This is a genomic window from Kribbella jiaozuonensis (genome assembly GCF_005233875.1).
GTDB classification, from domain to species: domain Bacteria; phylum Actinomycetota; class Actinomycetes; order Propionibacteriales; family Kribbellaceae; genus Kribbella; species Kribbella jiaozuonensis.
Genome location: NZ_SZPZ01000001.1, coordinates 2,285,820 through 2,300,562, shown reverse-complemented (window position 1 = coordinate 2,300,562; position 14,743 = coordinate 2,285,820). Strand labels below are relative to the sequence as shown.

Annotated in this window: 11 protein-coding genes; all 11 read right to left on the bottom strand. The window is 69.4% G+C overall.

Going from position 1 to position 14,743, the window contains the following annotated elements; genetic code table 11:
* Positions 1–296: 296 nt before the first annotated feature.
* The 11 genes from FDA38_RS11070 to FDA38_RS11020 all read right to left on the bottom strand — a co-directional run bounded on the left by FDA38_RS11070 (position 297) and on the right by FDA38_RS11020 (position 14,655).
* On the bottom strand, positions 297–1,217 hold the full coding sequence (locus FDA38_RS11070) for a bifunctional DNA primase/polymerase (protein WP_137253925.1): 921 nt from the start codon (positions 1,215–1,217) through the stop codon (positions 297–299).
* Between the two features lie 66 nt (positions 1,218–1,283).
* A complete protein-coding gene (locus tag FDA38_RS11065; protein WP_137253924.1) occupies positions 1,284–3,026 on the bottom strand; it encodes a DNA cytosine methyltransferase in 1,743 nt (580 codons plus the stop codon).
* A gap of 80 nt (positions 3,027–3,106) precedes the next feature.
* On the bottom strand, positions 3,107–3,358 hold the full coding sequence (locus FDA38_RS11060; protein ID WP_137253923.1) for a hypothetical protein: 252 nt from the start codon (positions 3,356–3,358) through the stop codon (positions 3,107–3,109).
* A gap of 314 nt (positions 3,359–3,672) precedes the next feature.
* Positions 3,673–8,331 carry a MobF family relaxase gene (gene mobF, locus FDA38_RS11055; protein WP_137253922.1) on the bottom strand — a complete coding sequence of 1,553 codons (4,659 nt, stop codon included), beginning with the start codon at positions 8,329–8,331 and terminating at the stop codon, positions 3,673–3,675.
* Complete coding sequence (locus tag FDA38_RS11050) at positions 8,331–8,597, bottom strand: hypothetical protein (protein ID WP_137253921.1); 267 nt, start codon at positions 8,595–8,597, stop codon at positions 8,331–8,333. The genes mobF and FDA38_RS11050 overlap by 1 nt, the downstream gene beginning before the upstream one ends.
* Positions 8,597–10,291 (bottom strand): DUF2637 domain-containing protein, encoded by a 1,695-nt coding sequence (locus FDA38_RS11045; RefSeq protein WP_137253920.1) that lies wholly within the window; start codon positions 10,289–10,291, stop codon positions 8,597–8,599. Before FDA38_RS11045 ends, FDA38_RS11050 begins: the two co-directional genes overlap by 1 nt.
* Positions 10,291–11,022: a hypothetical protein gene (locus tag FDA38_RS11040; protein WP_137253919.1), complete on the bottom strand. Its 732-nt coding sequence runs from the start codon at positions 11,020–11,022 to the stop codon at positions 10,291–10,293. The genes FDA38_RS11045 and FDA38_RS11040 overlap by 1 nt, the downstream gene beginning before the upstream one ends.
* A complete protein-coding gene (locus FDA38_RS11035; protein WP_137253918.1) occupies positions 11,019–11,222 on the bottom strand; it encodes a hypothetical protein in 204 nt (67 codons plus the stop codon). Before FDA38_RS11035 ends, FDA38_RS11040 begins: the two co-directional genes overlap by 4 nt.
* A gap of 201 nt (positions 11,223–11,423) precedes the next feature.
* Positions 11,424–13,784: a TraM recognition domain-containing protein gene (locus tag FDA38_RS11030; protein ID WP_137253917.1), complete on the bottom strand. Its 2,361-nt coding sequence runs from the start codon at positions 13,782–13,784 to the stop codon at positions 11,424–11,426.
* A complete protein-coding gene (locus FDA38_RS11025) occupies positions 13,781–14,296 on the bottom strand; it encodes a Pycsar system effector family protein (RefSeq protein ID WP_137253916.1) in 516 nt (171 codons plus the stop codon). Before FDA38_RS11025 ends, FDA38_RS11030 begins: the two co-directional genes overlap by 4 nt.
* Positions 14,293–14,655 carry a hypothetical protein gene (locus tag FDA38_RS11020; RefSeq protein WP_137253915.1) on the bottom strand — a complete coding sequence of 121 codons (363 nt, stop codon included), beginning with the start codon at positions 14,653–14,655 and terminating at the stop codon, positions 14,293–14,295. The genes FDA38_RS11025 and FDA38_RS11020 overlap by 4 nt, the downstream gene beginning before the upstream one ends.
* Between the last annotated feature and the right edge of the window lie 88 nt (positions 14,656–14,743).

The window sequence follows — 14,743 nt, the reverse complement described above, 5'->3', positions numbered from 1 at the left end:
GGTTCGCACCAGTTGAGTGCCGGACGCCCGCGACACGAGCGCGAGGAGGGGAACGTCGCGACCACTGCTGAATTTGAGCTTCTGCTGGTCAGGCCACCCGGGTGGCGGGGGCGTCAGCGCGTCCCGGAGGAACCAGAGAGTCCGGCCGCGCGCGGGGGCTCGGCGCGACCGGGCCCCAGGTCGGCGAATCGTTACAGAACCTCGGCGTGGTGTGACTGGGCTTCTTGTCGGTGCGACGTTCGCCGTCGCGTGTTCAGCTGGTGTCGCGTTCTCCGTAGTGCTTGTCGGCGGCGCGGTCAGGAGACAATGCGGCGTGGGTTGCTGAGACCGGCGGTGAGCCCGGATTCGATTGTGCGTTCGGCTTCGCGCCGGCCGAGCCCGACCCGCAGCGCGGCGGACAGCAGTTCATCACTCACCATTTGCGCATCGAGCGCGCCGGACGCCGCGACGCGTCCCAAGGCGTATGCGGACGCGTTCAGCTGGTCGTTGCGATACCCGGGCGTCGACGTGAGGAGCTTGTCGAGTTGCCCCTCCAGAGCCTTCAACCCGTAGGCCGGACCGAGTACACGCACACCTGAAGACGGTCCCGGGCACGGTGCCGGCAGAGCATGTGCGGTGAGGCCTGCGATGATCCATGCCGGCAGGATCTGGGGACGTCGGATGAGGTCGGCTCGATACCGCTGGCCTCGGGTCACCGACCCCGCTGCGACCACATAGCCACCATTGCCGCGGGTATCGATCTTCCATCCAAGCTTCCCAGCGGTATTGCCGAGGACGATCTCACCGGGCTGCCGGAAGTACAGGTGCTGTCCACCGGAGCCAGTGGTGACAGTCCAGGTACGGGGAAGCCGCTGACCGGCGATGCTGGCCAGGTGCTCGAGGACGTCGCGGCCACAAGTGACACCACGGGTGTTCCAGGGTTCAGGTGGGCTCTCGCCTAGATGCCTGGGTCGGTCCAGGTCGATCACCAGCAGGTTCGAGGGGCCGGTGGCGACACCGATGTTGTACGGAGCATCGCTCCACCACTGAGCGATCTGGCCGGGGTCGGTGGTGGCTGCGTGTGGCCAGTCGTCGACCGCCGGCCTCTTCGATCCCGGTCGGAGCGGAAACACGACCAGACCGCGGGCAGCGTGCCAGAGCGCTGACCGAGCCAATCGACCACCTCTTCCAGCACTCACGCGTTCCGGGCTGTTCACCGCACGTGCTGTGGTGCTCATTGTTGTTCTCCTAGCTGGTAAGGGGCCGGGAGGAGCGGCGCGATCGCCGCCCCTCCCCTGGCCTCGTCAGGCAGCGGGTTCGTGCCCGAGGCACGTGACGACGGCGGTGATCAGGTCACGCGCGGCGGGCGGGGTGACGGCGTTGCCGCACATCTTCACCAGGTCCCTGTTCGCGGGCGGCCTGCCGGTCTTGGGGTTGATAACGGAGAAGGAGTAGTCGGTGGGGAATGCCATTCCGGCGGCTACCTCGCCGGGCGTGAACATGCGGAACAGGCATTCGGGGACCATCTGCTCGGCGGCTTTGAGGTCTTCCGGGGTGCTCTTGGGTCGACCGCCGCGGGGGCCGGTCTGGATGAGCGATTGGTGCCCGGCGGTTGTGAAGGTGCGCAGGTAGTCGTTGACGGAGGTGGTCATTTCCGCGCCGCCGGTGTTGTTGCGGTGCACCAGCGCGTACCGGTCGACAGTGGTCAGAGCACCGAGCGGATCCGTAGCGGGCCGGGCAGTGTGGGAGTTGCCGTAGTAGGGCGACACCAGCGCGTAGGCATCACGGGTCATGAGGGTGCGCAGTGGGGCGGTGACCGGTCGGGCGTCGTCGTTCCACGATCCGCCGGCCGGGGTGACCAGTGCGTGATGGTTGCCGCTTGCACAGAACGTCGCGGCCGGTTCCAGGATCGATCGTGCATCTGAACCGCCGCCGCGCAGCTCGGCAACGAACGGCGTCACGAGTGCCGTCTCGGCGCGGGTCGTCTGCGTCCTGAACGGCAGGTCCACGGTCTGCGCCTGCTTGCCCTCGCGCCCCTCGACCGGCACCGCGAGCGCTTTGGAAGCGGTGGTGTGCAGTGTCCGGAGTACGTCGTTCATCGCCCAGGCGCGGTAGTAGGCGTCCGGGTCGCCGTGGCGCGGGTGGTTCGGGTCGGCGGCGTCGTACTGGTTCCCGGCTGCTTCGAGGTGGAACGCCTGCCCCCAGTACCGCGCGATCCCGGCCGCGATCCTGGCTCGTGTCTTGGGCTGGAGCCGGTCGCCGATGAGCTGACCGGGGATCGTCCAGTCGATCGCAGCTGCGGCGGGCAGGTAGGCCGGTTCGACGATCGTTCCGCAGGCGGCGTGCACGTACACGTACTGGTCGCGGTAGCGGCCGACCGTCCGGCCCGGCTTCCACGCCTGCCGCGATTCCACGACCTCGTCACACTTGGTGCAGTACGCGCGCGGTCTGAGGATCTGCTCGAAGTCCGGCGCCGGCGAGCCCTTCCGCCAGCAGGCGATGTAGATCCGGTCCCTGGACTGCGGTGCGGGCATCCCGTACGCCTGCGCGTGCATCGAGTTCAGCGAGATCACGCGGAACTGGTAACCCAGCTTCATCAGGTCTTGCCGCCACAGCTGCCACGCCACCCGGTACTTCGGTCGCAGCGCAATGTCCACGACGTTCTCAATGATCATCACCTGGTAGCGGTGGTACTCGGCGAACTTCAACACGTCGAACATCAGCAGCCGCGACCGTTGCGCGGCCTCGCTGGACAGCGGGTCCTCGAACAGTCCTTCCTCGATCGCGGGCAGCGGGTTGCTGTTGGCTTGGGTCCACTTCGTGCACTCCGGCGACGCCCACAGCAGGTCCGTGCGCGGGAAGTAGCCCGGGTTCTCCTTGTGCAGATCGGCGGTGGAGTGGTCGGCGTAGGGGTGGTTCAGGTTGTGTACGTCGACGGCCAGCTGCCAGTGGTTCGCGGCGATCCGTACCGTGACGCCCGGGGCCTGAACGGCGCCCGTGCTCGAGCCACCGGCACCGCAGAACAGATCGGTCAAGGTCAACGTCATCGTTCAGCTCCTTTCAGAGGTGGTGCGGGGAGCGCCGTGGGTGCGTGGTCCTTCACCACGACGCTCCCCGAGCCGGTGGGTTAGTTGGCGGCCTTCTGGGCCTGCGTGGCCTTCTCGGGCTTCTCGGTGTCGTCGATGTGGTCGTTGAGCTGCCAGTCGGCGTGGTCGGCGTCGATGCCGATGAACGTCTGGCCGCACGAGCACACGCTCAGGAGCTGGCCGTTGCGGATCGGCTGCGGTGCGGGGGTGACGTCGCGGTGCTGGGGCCAGGCAATGTTGTTGCCTTCGGCCTCTTGCTCGGTGAGCGGTTGGGTGTTGGTCGGGTTCTGCACGGTTGTCTCCTTGCGACTGGTCCGTTGCCCGCTGGTGGGCTTGTGTAGCGGCAGCCCCGTCCTTTGGGGCCTGCCGGCTACTGCCGCCTAGCGGGCCGGGTCAGAGGCTCCGACCAAGTCGGTTCCGGTCGTTGTCAGCTGGTGGACGCTCTTTGTCCTCCAGGTGAGAACTGCCGGAACCGACTTGGTTGGAGGGGACCTGGTCCGCTAGCCGCCCGCCAAACCCAGCCACAGAAGGTCTTTCGTCCCGGCCGGAGGCCGGGGTGCTCTCCTGCCCGCCGGGCGGGAGAGCACCTCCGCTCCTCGGCGAGGATTCAGTCGAGCCCGATGGTTTCGGGCTGTTGCTCGTACTGCTCTAGGTGGTGCTGGTCGTGGTCGTGCCAGCGGGCGAGCTCCTCGTCCCGCAAGGCGTCCTCGTCGGCCTCGCGTTGGGCGTCTGCGCTGTCGCGTTGCCGGACTTCGATCAGCGCGCGTTGCGCTCGCCGTACTGCCTCGGCTGTCTCCTCGGCGGTCGGTACGCGCAGGTCGTCGGCTTCGAGGACGCGCTCCTCGCCGGCTGTGGCCTCCCGCAAGTCGGTTCGCGGCTCGGCGCTGACCTGGTCGGCGTCGAGCCGCTGCCAGGATTCGTTGCCAGCAGCAAACGAACCCTCGCCCGTCTCGTCCGGGGCTGCGGCCTCGTCCGCCGTCGCGGTTTCGACGACGTCGGCGTCCGGGATCGCGTCCGCCGCTGTGGTCGCGCCGTGCTCGTCGGGTGTCGGGAGCTGGTCGTGGACCAGCTCGGCCTCGACGAACTCGTCCGCGGGCTGGGCGATGGCGAGGTCGCGTTCTCTTGCGTCCGCGACCTCGGCCAGGTCGCGCTCGTCGACCACGGTCCAGTCGTCGTGCTCGCGCTCCGCGGCGAGCCATTCGGCTGCCGTGGTTCCCTCGGTCGACGCGGCCTCGTCGGCCAGTTCGATGCCGCGGGTTTTCAGCTCGTCCTTTGCCCGGCTCGCGGCCTGCTTGGTGGCTGCCGTGTGGGCGAGCCATCGCGCACGGGCTTCGTCGACCTCGACGAGGTCGGCAACGATCGCGTCATGAGCCTTGGCCAGCGCTCGTGCGTCGTCTGCCTCGGCGCGCAGCCGCTCGCGGGCCTCGCGTTCGGTGGTCGCGTCGGCTTCGGCGTCGCGCAGGGCTGCTTGCTGGCGGGCCTTGTCCGCGGCCTGTCGGGTGGCGGCGAGTTCTTCGCCGACGTAGGGCGGTGCCCAGTTCTGTTCGCGTTGGTAGGCGGCGACCCGGACGCGGAGCTGGCCGACGGTCATCTCGGCTTCTGCGCGTTGGTCGTCGGGGCGGCCGAGTGCGTCCCACGCGGCACGCCATGCGGCATGCGCCTCGGTCTGTCCGGCAGGGGGCGCGGCACCGATGGCGTCGGTGTCGGAGTCGTGACCGGTCAGGTCGCGGTAGCCGCCGATCGTGGCGGCGCGCGTGATCCAGGTCTCGCGGGCGTCCGTATCCTCGGTTGGGCAGCGGCCGATCTGTTCGACAAGCCAAGCGGGTTGTTGCTCGGCGAGGTCGAACGCGAGGTCTCTCGCGGAGTTGTCGGCGTCCAAGGCGAGGCGCTGGAGGTAGTCGGCCCATTCCGGCTCGTCGACTGCAGGGAGGCGTTCGCTGTAGGTGGCGCCCTCGGGGTCGAGCCGGGTTGTTTTGGTGATCCGGTCGTGGATCACGTTGGACAGTTCGCGGGCGTTGCCGAGATCGCGGCGAGCGATTGCCTCGGTCAGCACGGCCTCGGGGTCGTGGCCGGCGAGTTCGACCCGGCGCAGCAGGGCGGTCAGGGTTGCTGCGCCGGCTTCTGCGGCGAGTTTGCTGCGCTGCTTGATCGTGAGCAGTCCGTTGGCGGCGGCGGTGTCGAGCCACCGCGCGGCGCGGCTGGTGGTGGCCAGGCTGATGGCGTCGGTGAGCAGTTCGGCGGGTGTGCGGTGCCGGGCGGCGTCGGTCGCGGACTCGTCGCGGGCCTCGGTCGCTGACCGTTGTCGGCGTTCGTCGGCGGCGTCCAGGATCGCCGAGAGCACTGCGCGCGGCGAGCGGTGCAGCGACCGTGCGGTGTCGCCGGTCTCGGCGCCGTTCGGTGCGGCCCGGGTGACGACGTACAGCATGTTGGTGGACCGTCCGCGGCTGGCCTGGACGTAGAGCGAGTTCAGCGACGTCGCCGAGGTGACGACGCCGTAGCAGCCGTCGACCGTGAGGCCCTGGGCGGCATGGACGGTGGAGGCGTAGCCGAGCGCGACATGCTCGGCGACGTACTGCGCGGGCAGGACCATCGTTTCGCCAGGCGTCGCGGGGTCGGTGCCGCCGTGGCCGAGCGCCTCGACCCGCAGGCTGCCGTCGGCCAGCACCTCCCGGATCCGGTACTGGGCGCGGTTGATGGCCGCGCGTTTGTTGCCGAGGTGCCCGGCGATGGTCCAGTCGTTGCGGCGGGCCTGGATGATGTCACCGGCACCGGCGCGGGTGCCTTGCAGGCCGAGCTTGACGGTGCTGGTGTCGTCGACCAGGCCGAGCCCGACCAGCCGGGACCGCAGCTGAGCTGCGACGCGGGCGGCCTGGTCGTTGGTATCGACCAGCAACAGCGAGTGCTTCCCGTTGAGCCGGTCGGACAGCCACGCGTCCCCGGCGAGGGTCTCGGCGCGCTCGACGTTGCCGCCGTCGATGATCCGTCCGCGGCGGTGGTACACGGCCAGCACCGTTTCGTCCCCGGCCCGAAGCCGCAGCGACGCCGGGCCTTCCCATGGCTCGGCGAACCGGCGGGTCTCGGTCAGCTCGTGGGTCAGCGCCCGGGACGCGATCAGGTCCATGCCGCCGCCGGCGCCGACCGCGGCGAGCTGGCGCTGATCGCCGACGAGGACCAGCTTGGCCTTGAACTGGTCGCACAGTTCCTGGATCTGGGCAAGATCCTGGGTGCTGGTCATGCCCGACTCGTCCAGCACGACGAGATCGCCTTCTCGCACCAGCCAGTCGCCGTCGACGAAGTGGGTGGTGACCAGCTGCCGCTGGGCGCGGAGCCAGCGGGCGACGTTGACCGCGGGTACGCCGTCGGCGGCCAGGACCTCGGTCGCGATCTGCGACGAGGCCAGGCCGATCACCCGGCGCCGTTCGCCGTGCCCCAGTGAAGGCCACAGCGTCGGGTCGGTCCACGCCTTGGCCAGGGCGCCGACGACGCGGGACTTCCCCGTGCCCGCCGGGCCGACCAGTACCTCGGTCATCGCCCCGGACATGAGGATGCCGCGGACGGCCGCGGCCTGGTCGTCGCCGAGCTCAAGCCCGGTCTTGGCCAGCTGCTTCACGAACGCTCCGGCCTGCTGCGACGTGGTAGCCGGAGCCCCGGCCGGGTAGGTAGCGCGGGCGAGCTTGCGTTCGGCGTTCAGATGCCCCGGGGTCGCGTAGGTCGAACGGCCGGGCGCCTCGTACGACGACCGGCCGTTGGCCAGGCGCAACTCGGCGGGCAGCTCCTGGCTGCCAGGCTTGGCGGTGCCGAGGTTCACGGCTCGGTCCAGGCCCTTGCGGGTGAGCCGTTCGAGCAGTTCGGTGACCTGCGCGGCGTCGAGTCCGCCGAGCGCGTCGGGCAGGGCGAGGCTGATCGCGCGGGTCAGGTCGCCTTCGCGCCACTCGGCCTGTTTCTCCTGCACCGTGGCCAGCGCGGTCTCCAGGACGGCGTCCTCGTCCAGCGGTGCCGGGGTCATCTGGTGCTGTCGGTTCGACAGCACGGTGTCGGCGACCGTCGCGAGTCCGCCGGCGACCTCGGCGCGCAGCTCGCGGTCCCACCGGTCGAGCCGCTCCGCCGCAGTCTCGCCGTCGTGGGACTTCGCGCGGCGGGTCGCCTTGGTGGCGCGTTCCTGGATCCGCTCGAGTTCCAGCGCGTTGGGCTCGCGGCCGAACCGCTGCCGGAACTCGGCGACGATCGTCGCGGTCTTCTTCGTGATCGCGACCCGTCGCGAGCTGAACAGGTCCATCACGGACTGGTCGATCCCGACGATCTCGCGGGCCTCTCCGTCCGGGCGGAGCTTGAACTGCACACCGAGCGACTTCGTGAGGTGCTGCTCCATGACCTGCTCGCCGACCGCGCCGGCCGCGGCCTTGTACTTGTACAGGCCCTGGCCGTCGAGCGTGCGCCACTTCCCGTCCGTTCCCTGAACCCGGTTCAGGATCGCGTTGTGGATGTGCAGCTGCGGATCGTGGTCGCGGGAGTCGTGCTGGAAGAACGACGCGACCGTCAGGTCGTGTGCGTCGGCCCACCTCCCGGCGGCGCCGCCGTGATGCCCGACCCGGACGTATCCGGCCTTGTCGGACAGGTAGTCCAGGGCGGCGTTGTTGCCCGCCCAGATCGCGGCCTCGACCGCTTCGCGGTGCTGCCGCCAGGTCGCGGCCTCGGTAGCTGAGGCCTGCACCGCCTGCTCCAAACGGTGCAGCCGGAGCGCTCCCGAGCCGCTCTGGTGCGCCTGGGCCAGTGCGCTGCGGGCGCGCTCCAGTGCGCCGGCGGCCCGGACTTCCTGGGCCTCGAAGGCGGTGTGGAGCACCGTCACCGACTTCTGCACCGAAAACGTCGCGTCGTGGAACGACACGTTCTTCTGCGCCTTCTTGCCCGCCTCGATGTGGAGCAGCTCGCGCCGCTCCGCATCCGCTCCAGGCTCGGCGGCCAGAGCAGCGGCATACCACTCGGCCTCGGTCTTGTACGCCCGCCCGGCGTGGCCGAGCGTTTCGGCCTCGTCCCACAACGCCGGGTCCTTGAACCGCTCGTCGCGCGGATCGAGGTACCGCTCGTACAGCGCGTTCATGTCCTGGGCGTCGACCTCGCCGTGCAGACCGAGCGCGGCAGCACCCCGGCCGTACCAGCGGCCCGGCGGCTCGCCGGCGGCCGTCGCGCCGGTGTAGTAGTTCTCCCGCCCGGCCGCCACCGCGCCGGTCAGATACTCCGCGCTGTGTCCGGCGTGAACGCTCATCATCAGCGGTCACCTGCCGTCCACGGCCCACAAACGGCGGCCTGGGCGCCGTCCTGGGCAGCGGCCAGGACCGCGCAGGCGGCCATGCCAGAGGCCGCGACGGCGGCCTCCAGCCCGACTCGACAGACGGAGTGAGGGCTCCACTTGATCGTGATGCAATGGTGTGTATCCAGGTTCTTCATCCTGTGGCTGCCCTCGGGGCGCTGCCGGATGGTGCTTTTCGCGATGGCTGATCCCTGGATCGAGTCGCGCTGATCGGTGTCCTTCATCAGTGGTTGCTCATTTCGAGTTCGTCAGCTTCGTTCGCCTGCTGGGTGTCTGGGTTGTTGCTGTTGGCATCGGTTGTTGCCGTCTCGGCCTGGTCGTAGGCCGCGGGGTTGGCTACGTCGGATGTGTCGTCGTGTTTGGGCTCGACCCATCCGGCGAGCTCGGCGAGCCGACGGGCCTTGGAGAAACCGCAGTCCAGAACTCGGGTGATCTCGCGCTGACTCAACGGCGCGCCGCCGTGCTCGCGGGCCGAGACCTCGAACAGCTCTGCCAGGTCACGCTTGTCGGACTGCTTTGCCCGGCTGGTCTCGCCACTCCCCGCACCGTTCGCGGGACTGCTCTGGGCAGGCTCGGCGAACGATGCACTGATCACCGATGCACCGCCGTTGCGGGCGGCCGCCGGTGCAGGCGCAGGGTGGTGCACCGGCGCGGCTGCACTGCTCGCAGAATGGGAGCGCTCTGATGCGGCTGCACCGGTGCGGATTCCGTGGTGCAGCGCAGGTGCTCCGTTCGGCAGTGGTGGAGCACCTGCACTGCCGAACTGTCCGACCTCGGCGCTCCGGTCGGTGCGCTGCGTGTTCTGGTGGTGCAGTGCGCCGAAGACGTAGCCGACGATCAGAGGCAGCACCGTGGACGCCTCGTCGGGCTCCTCGTCGGGCTCCTCGTCGATCTCGCCAGTGTCGGCCAGCCCCATGTCGCTGTGCGCCGTCTTGGCCGGACGGATCTGGTCACGGCGAGCAACTGCGAGCAGGTAGAGAACGAGCCAGGCCGGAACCTCGGCCGGCGACTCATGCCCGGCAGCACCGTTGTCGGCGACCGGGAGACCGAGTGCGGCGGAGTCGACGAGCGCGAGCAGCTCCCCCGCGCTGATCCGCTCGGTGGTCGGTAGCAGTGCGGCGAGCTGTCCTGCGGTCAGGAGGCCGTCGCGGATCGTCTGCAACGCGGCCGTCCGGGCAGCGCGTGCGGAGTCCAGCGGCAGGGTGCGGCGGCTGGGGCAGACGGTGTTGAGGCGGGACGACATGCGCACGACCTGCTGCACGAGTGCCCGTGCCTGGATCGGGTCGTCGTTGCCGGTGCGGGCCAGGTGAAGCCACACGCGGGTCGTGATCACCGGTGAGGTGATCCAGGTCAGCGCGGACAGCTTCGGGCGCGCGGGCTGCGACAATTTCAGGTGGAGGCGCAGCATGTGCGCGAGCATCTCGACGAGTACGGCGTAGGCCAGTGGCGCGAGGGCGTGCGCGATCGCAACGTCGACCGCGCCGTTCGCGGCGTCGATGTTCAGTACGACCGTGCCGCCGATGAACAGATAGGTCGTGAACAAGGCGCCCGGGATGCGCCAGCCGCGGGTCAGAGCGGCTAGCCGCAGCGCGGTGCAGGCGATGACCATCCCGTCGGCGACCAACGGCACGAGCGCGCTGCCGAACTTGTCCGAGACCGCCCGGAACGATTGGGTGCCGCCGATCCCGGCGACCGCGAAAGCCACCACGACCGCGACGACGATCAGCACCTTCCGCCCGGTCCAGTCACGGGACAAGTTGCTTCGAGCAACCGACCTGGCAGCGCGGTGCAGCATCCACCCGACACTGGCGACAGCCGCGACGGCGAGCAGACCGGTGACGAGCAGCACGACGCCGTCCTTCGTCGTCAACGGGTCGCCGGCGGCGAGGTCGTTGAGGATGTTGGTGAGGGTGTTCATCAGTAGCTCCCGTCCTGGGGTACGGCGGTCAGCCCGCCGGCCTGCCCAGCGCCGTGTCCGCCGCGCCTGGCGGCGTGGATCTGGTCGCGGGTGGGCGCGGGGCCGTTGTTGTCGCGGTCCCCTGCCCACCAGGTGACGAAGGGGTCGAGCTGGTCGATGAGCGGCAAGGCGGTTGCCGGTTGTCCGGCCTCGTCGAGGTGGGTCGGCAGGTCGCAGGCCGTGGAGTAGATGGCGACGCGGCGCATCACGCCGGGACGTTGCCGGTCGTGCCAGTCGCCTACCAGCCGAAGCGACGCGTCCGGGCCGTAGAAGGCGGCGAACCAGGCGTCCATCAACCAGAGCAGTTCCTCGACGATCTCGGGGTGCCACGGCCAGCACGGCGGCAACGTCTCGCGGGCGTCGCCGTAGCGCAGGTACACGGTCTGCATCCACGGCACCAGTTCGGACAGCACCTCTTGTGCGGCGGTCTCGTCCTCGGGCAGCCGCAGCCAGGACCGCACCGGATCCTGCTCGCTGGCCTTCTTACCGCCGCCGGCGGCGACCTTCATGACCGTCTCGCTGAGGTTCTCCACGACCTTCGCGAGCTCGGTCACGGTGCCCTTAGAGGCGGTCTGCCGCATTCCGCCTTTCAATGCCTGCACCTCGCGGCTCAGCTTCTCGAGCTCCCGAGCGAGCGCCGCGACGGCTTTCTGCGCGGTCTGCTCGGGATCGTCGTGATCGGTGTGCTTCACGCCTCTCCCTCCTCGCAGTGGCAGTGGATGTAGGCGTCGATGGCGTCCTGCAGCGCGATGGGATCGACGGCGATCCAGCCGGTCAGTGTGCCGTTCTCGTCGTAGGCCCCGGCCGCGTCGATCCGCAGCCGCTCGGAGACCTCCTGGCAGTCCCACCGCACCCGCACCTCGTTGCGCGCGGCCTCAAACGGCGTGCTCATGCCGCACCCGCCTTCCCGAGGACGGACAGCAGGCACTCTGCGTCGCGTCCTGTCGTTCGTCCGGCAGGCATGTGCTGGCGTGGCGAGGCTGGAACTCGAGCCCGGCCAGGTCGTGGGCCGGGATCGGGAACTGACACAGGGAGCAGATCGGGAACGGGAAGTCGTGCGGGATCGGAGCAACAGTGAGCTGACGCGTAGCCATCACTTCACCTCCTGGTCGACTGGCCGCTCGGTCCGCGCGGCGAGTGCGGCGCGGGCCTTGCGGGTTGAGCTGTTGAGTCGCACCCGGGCGACGAGTTCTCGCAGCGGGTCGGCAGCGTCAAGCCACGTCAAAGCCGCGGCCAGTCGCACCCGGGCGTGACCCGGGTGGGTTGAGCTCACCGGGGTGTTCGCGCTGACGACTGTTCCGCCGGCGGCGATCTGGTCGTCTCCGGTGAGGGGTGCGAGCATCCATCCGAATCGGTCGAGCATCCACTCGCCGAAGCGATCCACTTGACGAGCGAATGCGCGGGCCGCGTGCAGGTCCTTGACCCGGCCACCGGCGGCGTTGAGCTGGGCGCGTACCCGGTGCGCTGTGTGGGCGTACCGTTCGGTGCGCACGTCCCAGCGCCGGTAGTACATCCGGGCCTTGACGATCGCGGGCGGCATGTTGTTGCTGATGACAAGCATCTGGCCGGCGCGCAGCTCGCCGGTCTGCCCCGGGTTCAGCACCGCAGTGCGTCGGGTGGTCTCCGACCGCGACCCGGTGGCCCGGTCCCGGGTGATCGCGGGCTCTTCGCGCTCGCCGGCCAGCGTCGACCAGTAGCGCAGGTCGTCGTCGTCACCGGTGCCGCCGAACACGACCTTCGTGTTCGTGTTGGTCAACAGGGCACCGGTGGCGGCGTCGCCGAACCGTTCCCGCATCTGCGCGCGGGACTGCGCGGCGATGTGCATGCAGATCCCGCGCGACCCGAAGTCACCGCTCCACCGGTCCAACGGGATCAGGCAGATCAGCGCGGCTTCGTCGAGCACCATCGTCAGGAACGGGTCGAGCCGCTCCCCCGGCATACCGGCCGCGATGCTCTTCGCGCGCCGCGCGAGATCCGCCGTCAGCGCGGTCACCAATGGTGAGGTCTTCGCGTCCTCCGCGCCGAGCAGGTACACGGTGCCGGTCTCGTCGAGCAGCTGCTGCACGTCGAACTGCTGCCCGCCCGGCGCGGCCGACGCGGCAGCGGACGGAACCGACAGCCAGCTCAACGCAGGCATGATCGTCGTACTGATGCTGCTCTGGGTGTTGGGGTTGTTCTCGAAGAACTGCGTAGCCTCCTGCATCATGCCCGCGGCCTCGGGCCCGGCCATCCGCAGCTCGAACAGCACGTCACGCTTCGCCTGGTCCGACGGGTGCGCGACCCACTGCTGCACGTCGTACATCGAATATCCGCCGATCGCCGCGGCGTGCAGCAACGACTGCAGGGTCTGCTTGGCGAACCCGTCCCACCGCTCGCCCTGGCCGTCATGCTTCGACCGGCCGATACCGTCGATCAGATCCGCGGCGCGATCCATCGCCGTCGCTGCCAGCTCGCACCCAACAAGCGGGTTGAACCGCACAAACGTCACCGACTCGTCGCCGTCCAACTGGCCGGCGAGCTGCGAGCCAGGCTGGACGATGCCCGACGGGTCGAATACCCACACCGGCCCACGCTTCGCGCGGCGCGGATAGGTGTGGACGAGCAGGTCGAGCTTGGTCGACGTCGTGATCAGTGCGCCCGGTGCCTCGACCGCGTAGTTCATGATCTGCTGCGTCTTGCCTTTGCGCGGGCCACCGAAGGTGATCGTGTGATCCTCGGCCGACGACCAGATCCCGACCGCGCCAACCCGGGCCACCTTCACGCCCAGCTCAGACAACGGCACCCGACGCCGCTTCCACCGAGACACCTCGTCCAGGCTCGGACGCACCTGCGCCGCCTTCGATCGGACTACCCGGGCGGATGCGCCACGCCACACGTCGGCCTGCGAGGCCAGCCCGTCAGTCTCCCGACCGGCGCGGTGCAGCTTGCGCAGCAGGCCCCGTGAACTCGAGCGGGACAGCACCACTCGCGCGACTGTTGCGACCAGCGCCAGCACGCCGGCGGCGATCAGGAGCCACCAGTACGCGTGTGCACTCGCGCGGGCCGGAACGATCCGCAGCAGGGATCCTGTGTAGAGCAGCCAGGCAGCGAAGGTGACACCGCTGCCGACGGCGCGGTTCACCCAGACAAGCACGACAGAAAGTGCAGCGAGCACGCCGCCGGTGATCAACCATGCACCCGCGTGTCCTGGCGCTCCTGTGCGAGAAGCAATGACGCCAGCGAGCCCAACCCACAACGGGAACGCGAGCAGCAAGCCGGGACCGACCCGCCAGAACAGCAGCGCAGCGGTCACGACACCCACACCGCCGACCGTCGCCGTCCACGTACCAGCCCGCACCGCCAGCGCGTTCGGCGCCCAAAACACCAACACCAGCCCCAGCACAGTCGCCGCGACCGACGCGGCACCGAACCTCGGCAACACCACACCCTCACGGGCGGTCGGACGCCTGTTCATCGCAGCGCACCTCCCACCAGCACCGCGACCGCAGAGATCGCCACACCGACGGCAGCGGCCAGGAACGACACCCGCGCCAGCCGGTGCTTCGCCCAAGCGATCTCCGCCAGCCGCTTGGCCTGGTGGCTGATCGCCTCCCACGGCTCAGCGACCAAGCCGCCGTACACCGTCGGATCGATGTGGCAACGCAACTCCTTCACCGACCGAAGACGCACCGCGCCGAAATACAGAAACTCCCCCGGCGACAACTCGTAACCCGCGTAGTGAAGGCGCGGCGTCACCACGAGCATCGCCGCGGCCAACGCCACCGCGAGGGCGATCAGCGACAGTCCGAACAACACACGAACCACCAGCGGGGAGCCGTGCGCCTGCGACACCAGCGACAACACCACAGCCGCAGCAGCCGTCTCCACCGTCGCCGCGAACCCGGCCTTAGTGTCCGCTCGATCAATCGCGCCGGCAGCCGAGTCGTGCATCCGCCACGCCAGATCCACAGCAGTCGACTCGTTCATCGACCCTCCCCCGCCACGGCCTCACGACGGTCCCCGCCGGGCGGCGCGGCAAGCCGCGCGACACACCGGACCGACACCGGACCAAACCGGGACTGCGCTACGAAAGCACCATCGCCGCCGAACCCCGTCGCGACGCCGAGCGCCTCGGCCACCGCAGCGACCGTCCACACGCCGTCGGCATCTGTCGAACCGCCCGGGATCATCACCGCGTTGACCTGCGGCAACGGCAACTCGGGGTAGTTGGCAACAAAACCCGCCAACTCGAACAGCCCGCGAATGAGGTCCGCCCGATCGCGCGACACCTCCGGATCACCAAACCGAGGCACCCATTCCGTGCCCGGCGAACCAGCATCAGTCATGCTGGACACCTCCTGAAATCTCTGCTGAGTGACGGGAGAACCGGCCCTGCTCTGGTTGGCGCCTGCGGCAGGGCCGGTCTTGGATGTC

What these genes read in the sequence shown, in the direction of transcription:
- FDA38_RS11070 (WP_137253925.1), bottom strand. Translation starts at nt 1,217, where the DNA reads ATGAGCACCACAGCACGTGCGGTGAACAGCCCGGAACGCGTGAGTGCT.
- FDA38_RS11065 (WP_137253924.1), bottom strand. Translation starts at nt 3,026, where the DNA reads ATGACGTTGACCTTGACCGATCTGTTCTGCGGTGCCGGTGGCTCGAGC.
- mobF (WP_137253922.1), bottom strand. Translation starts at nt 8,331, where the DNA reads ATGATGAGCGTTCACGCCGGACACAGCGCGGAGTATCTGACCGGCGCG.
- FDA38_RS11050 (WP_137253921.1), bottom strand. Translation starts at nt 8,597, where the DNA reads ATGAAGGACACCGATCAGCGCGACTCGATCCAGGGATCAGCCATCGCG.
- FDA38_RS11045 (WP_137253920.1), bottom strand. Translation starts at nt 10,291, where the DNA reads ATGAACACCCTCACCAACATCCTCAACGACCTCGCCGCCGGCGACCCG.
- FDA38_RS11035 (WP_137253918.1), bottom strand. Translation starts at nt 11,222, where the DNA reads ATGAGCACGCCGTTTGAGGCCGCGCGCAACGAGGTGCGGGTGCGGTGG.
- FDA38_RS11030 (WP_137253917.1), bottom strand. Translation starts at nt 13,784, where the DNA reads ATGAACAGGCGTCCGACCGCCCGTGAGGGTGTGGTGTTGCCGAGGTTC.
- FDA38_RS11025 (WP_137253916.1), bottom strand. Translation starts at nt 14,296, where the DNA reads ATGAACGAGTCGACTGCTGTGGATCTGGCGTGGCGGATGCACGACTCG.
- FDA38_RS11020 (WP_137253915.1), bottom strand. Translation starts at nt 14,655, where the DNA reads ATGACTGATGCTGGTTCGCCGGGCACGGAATGGGTGCCTCGGTTTGGT.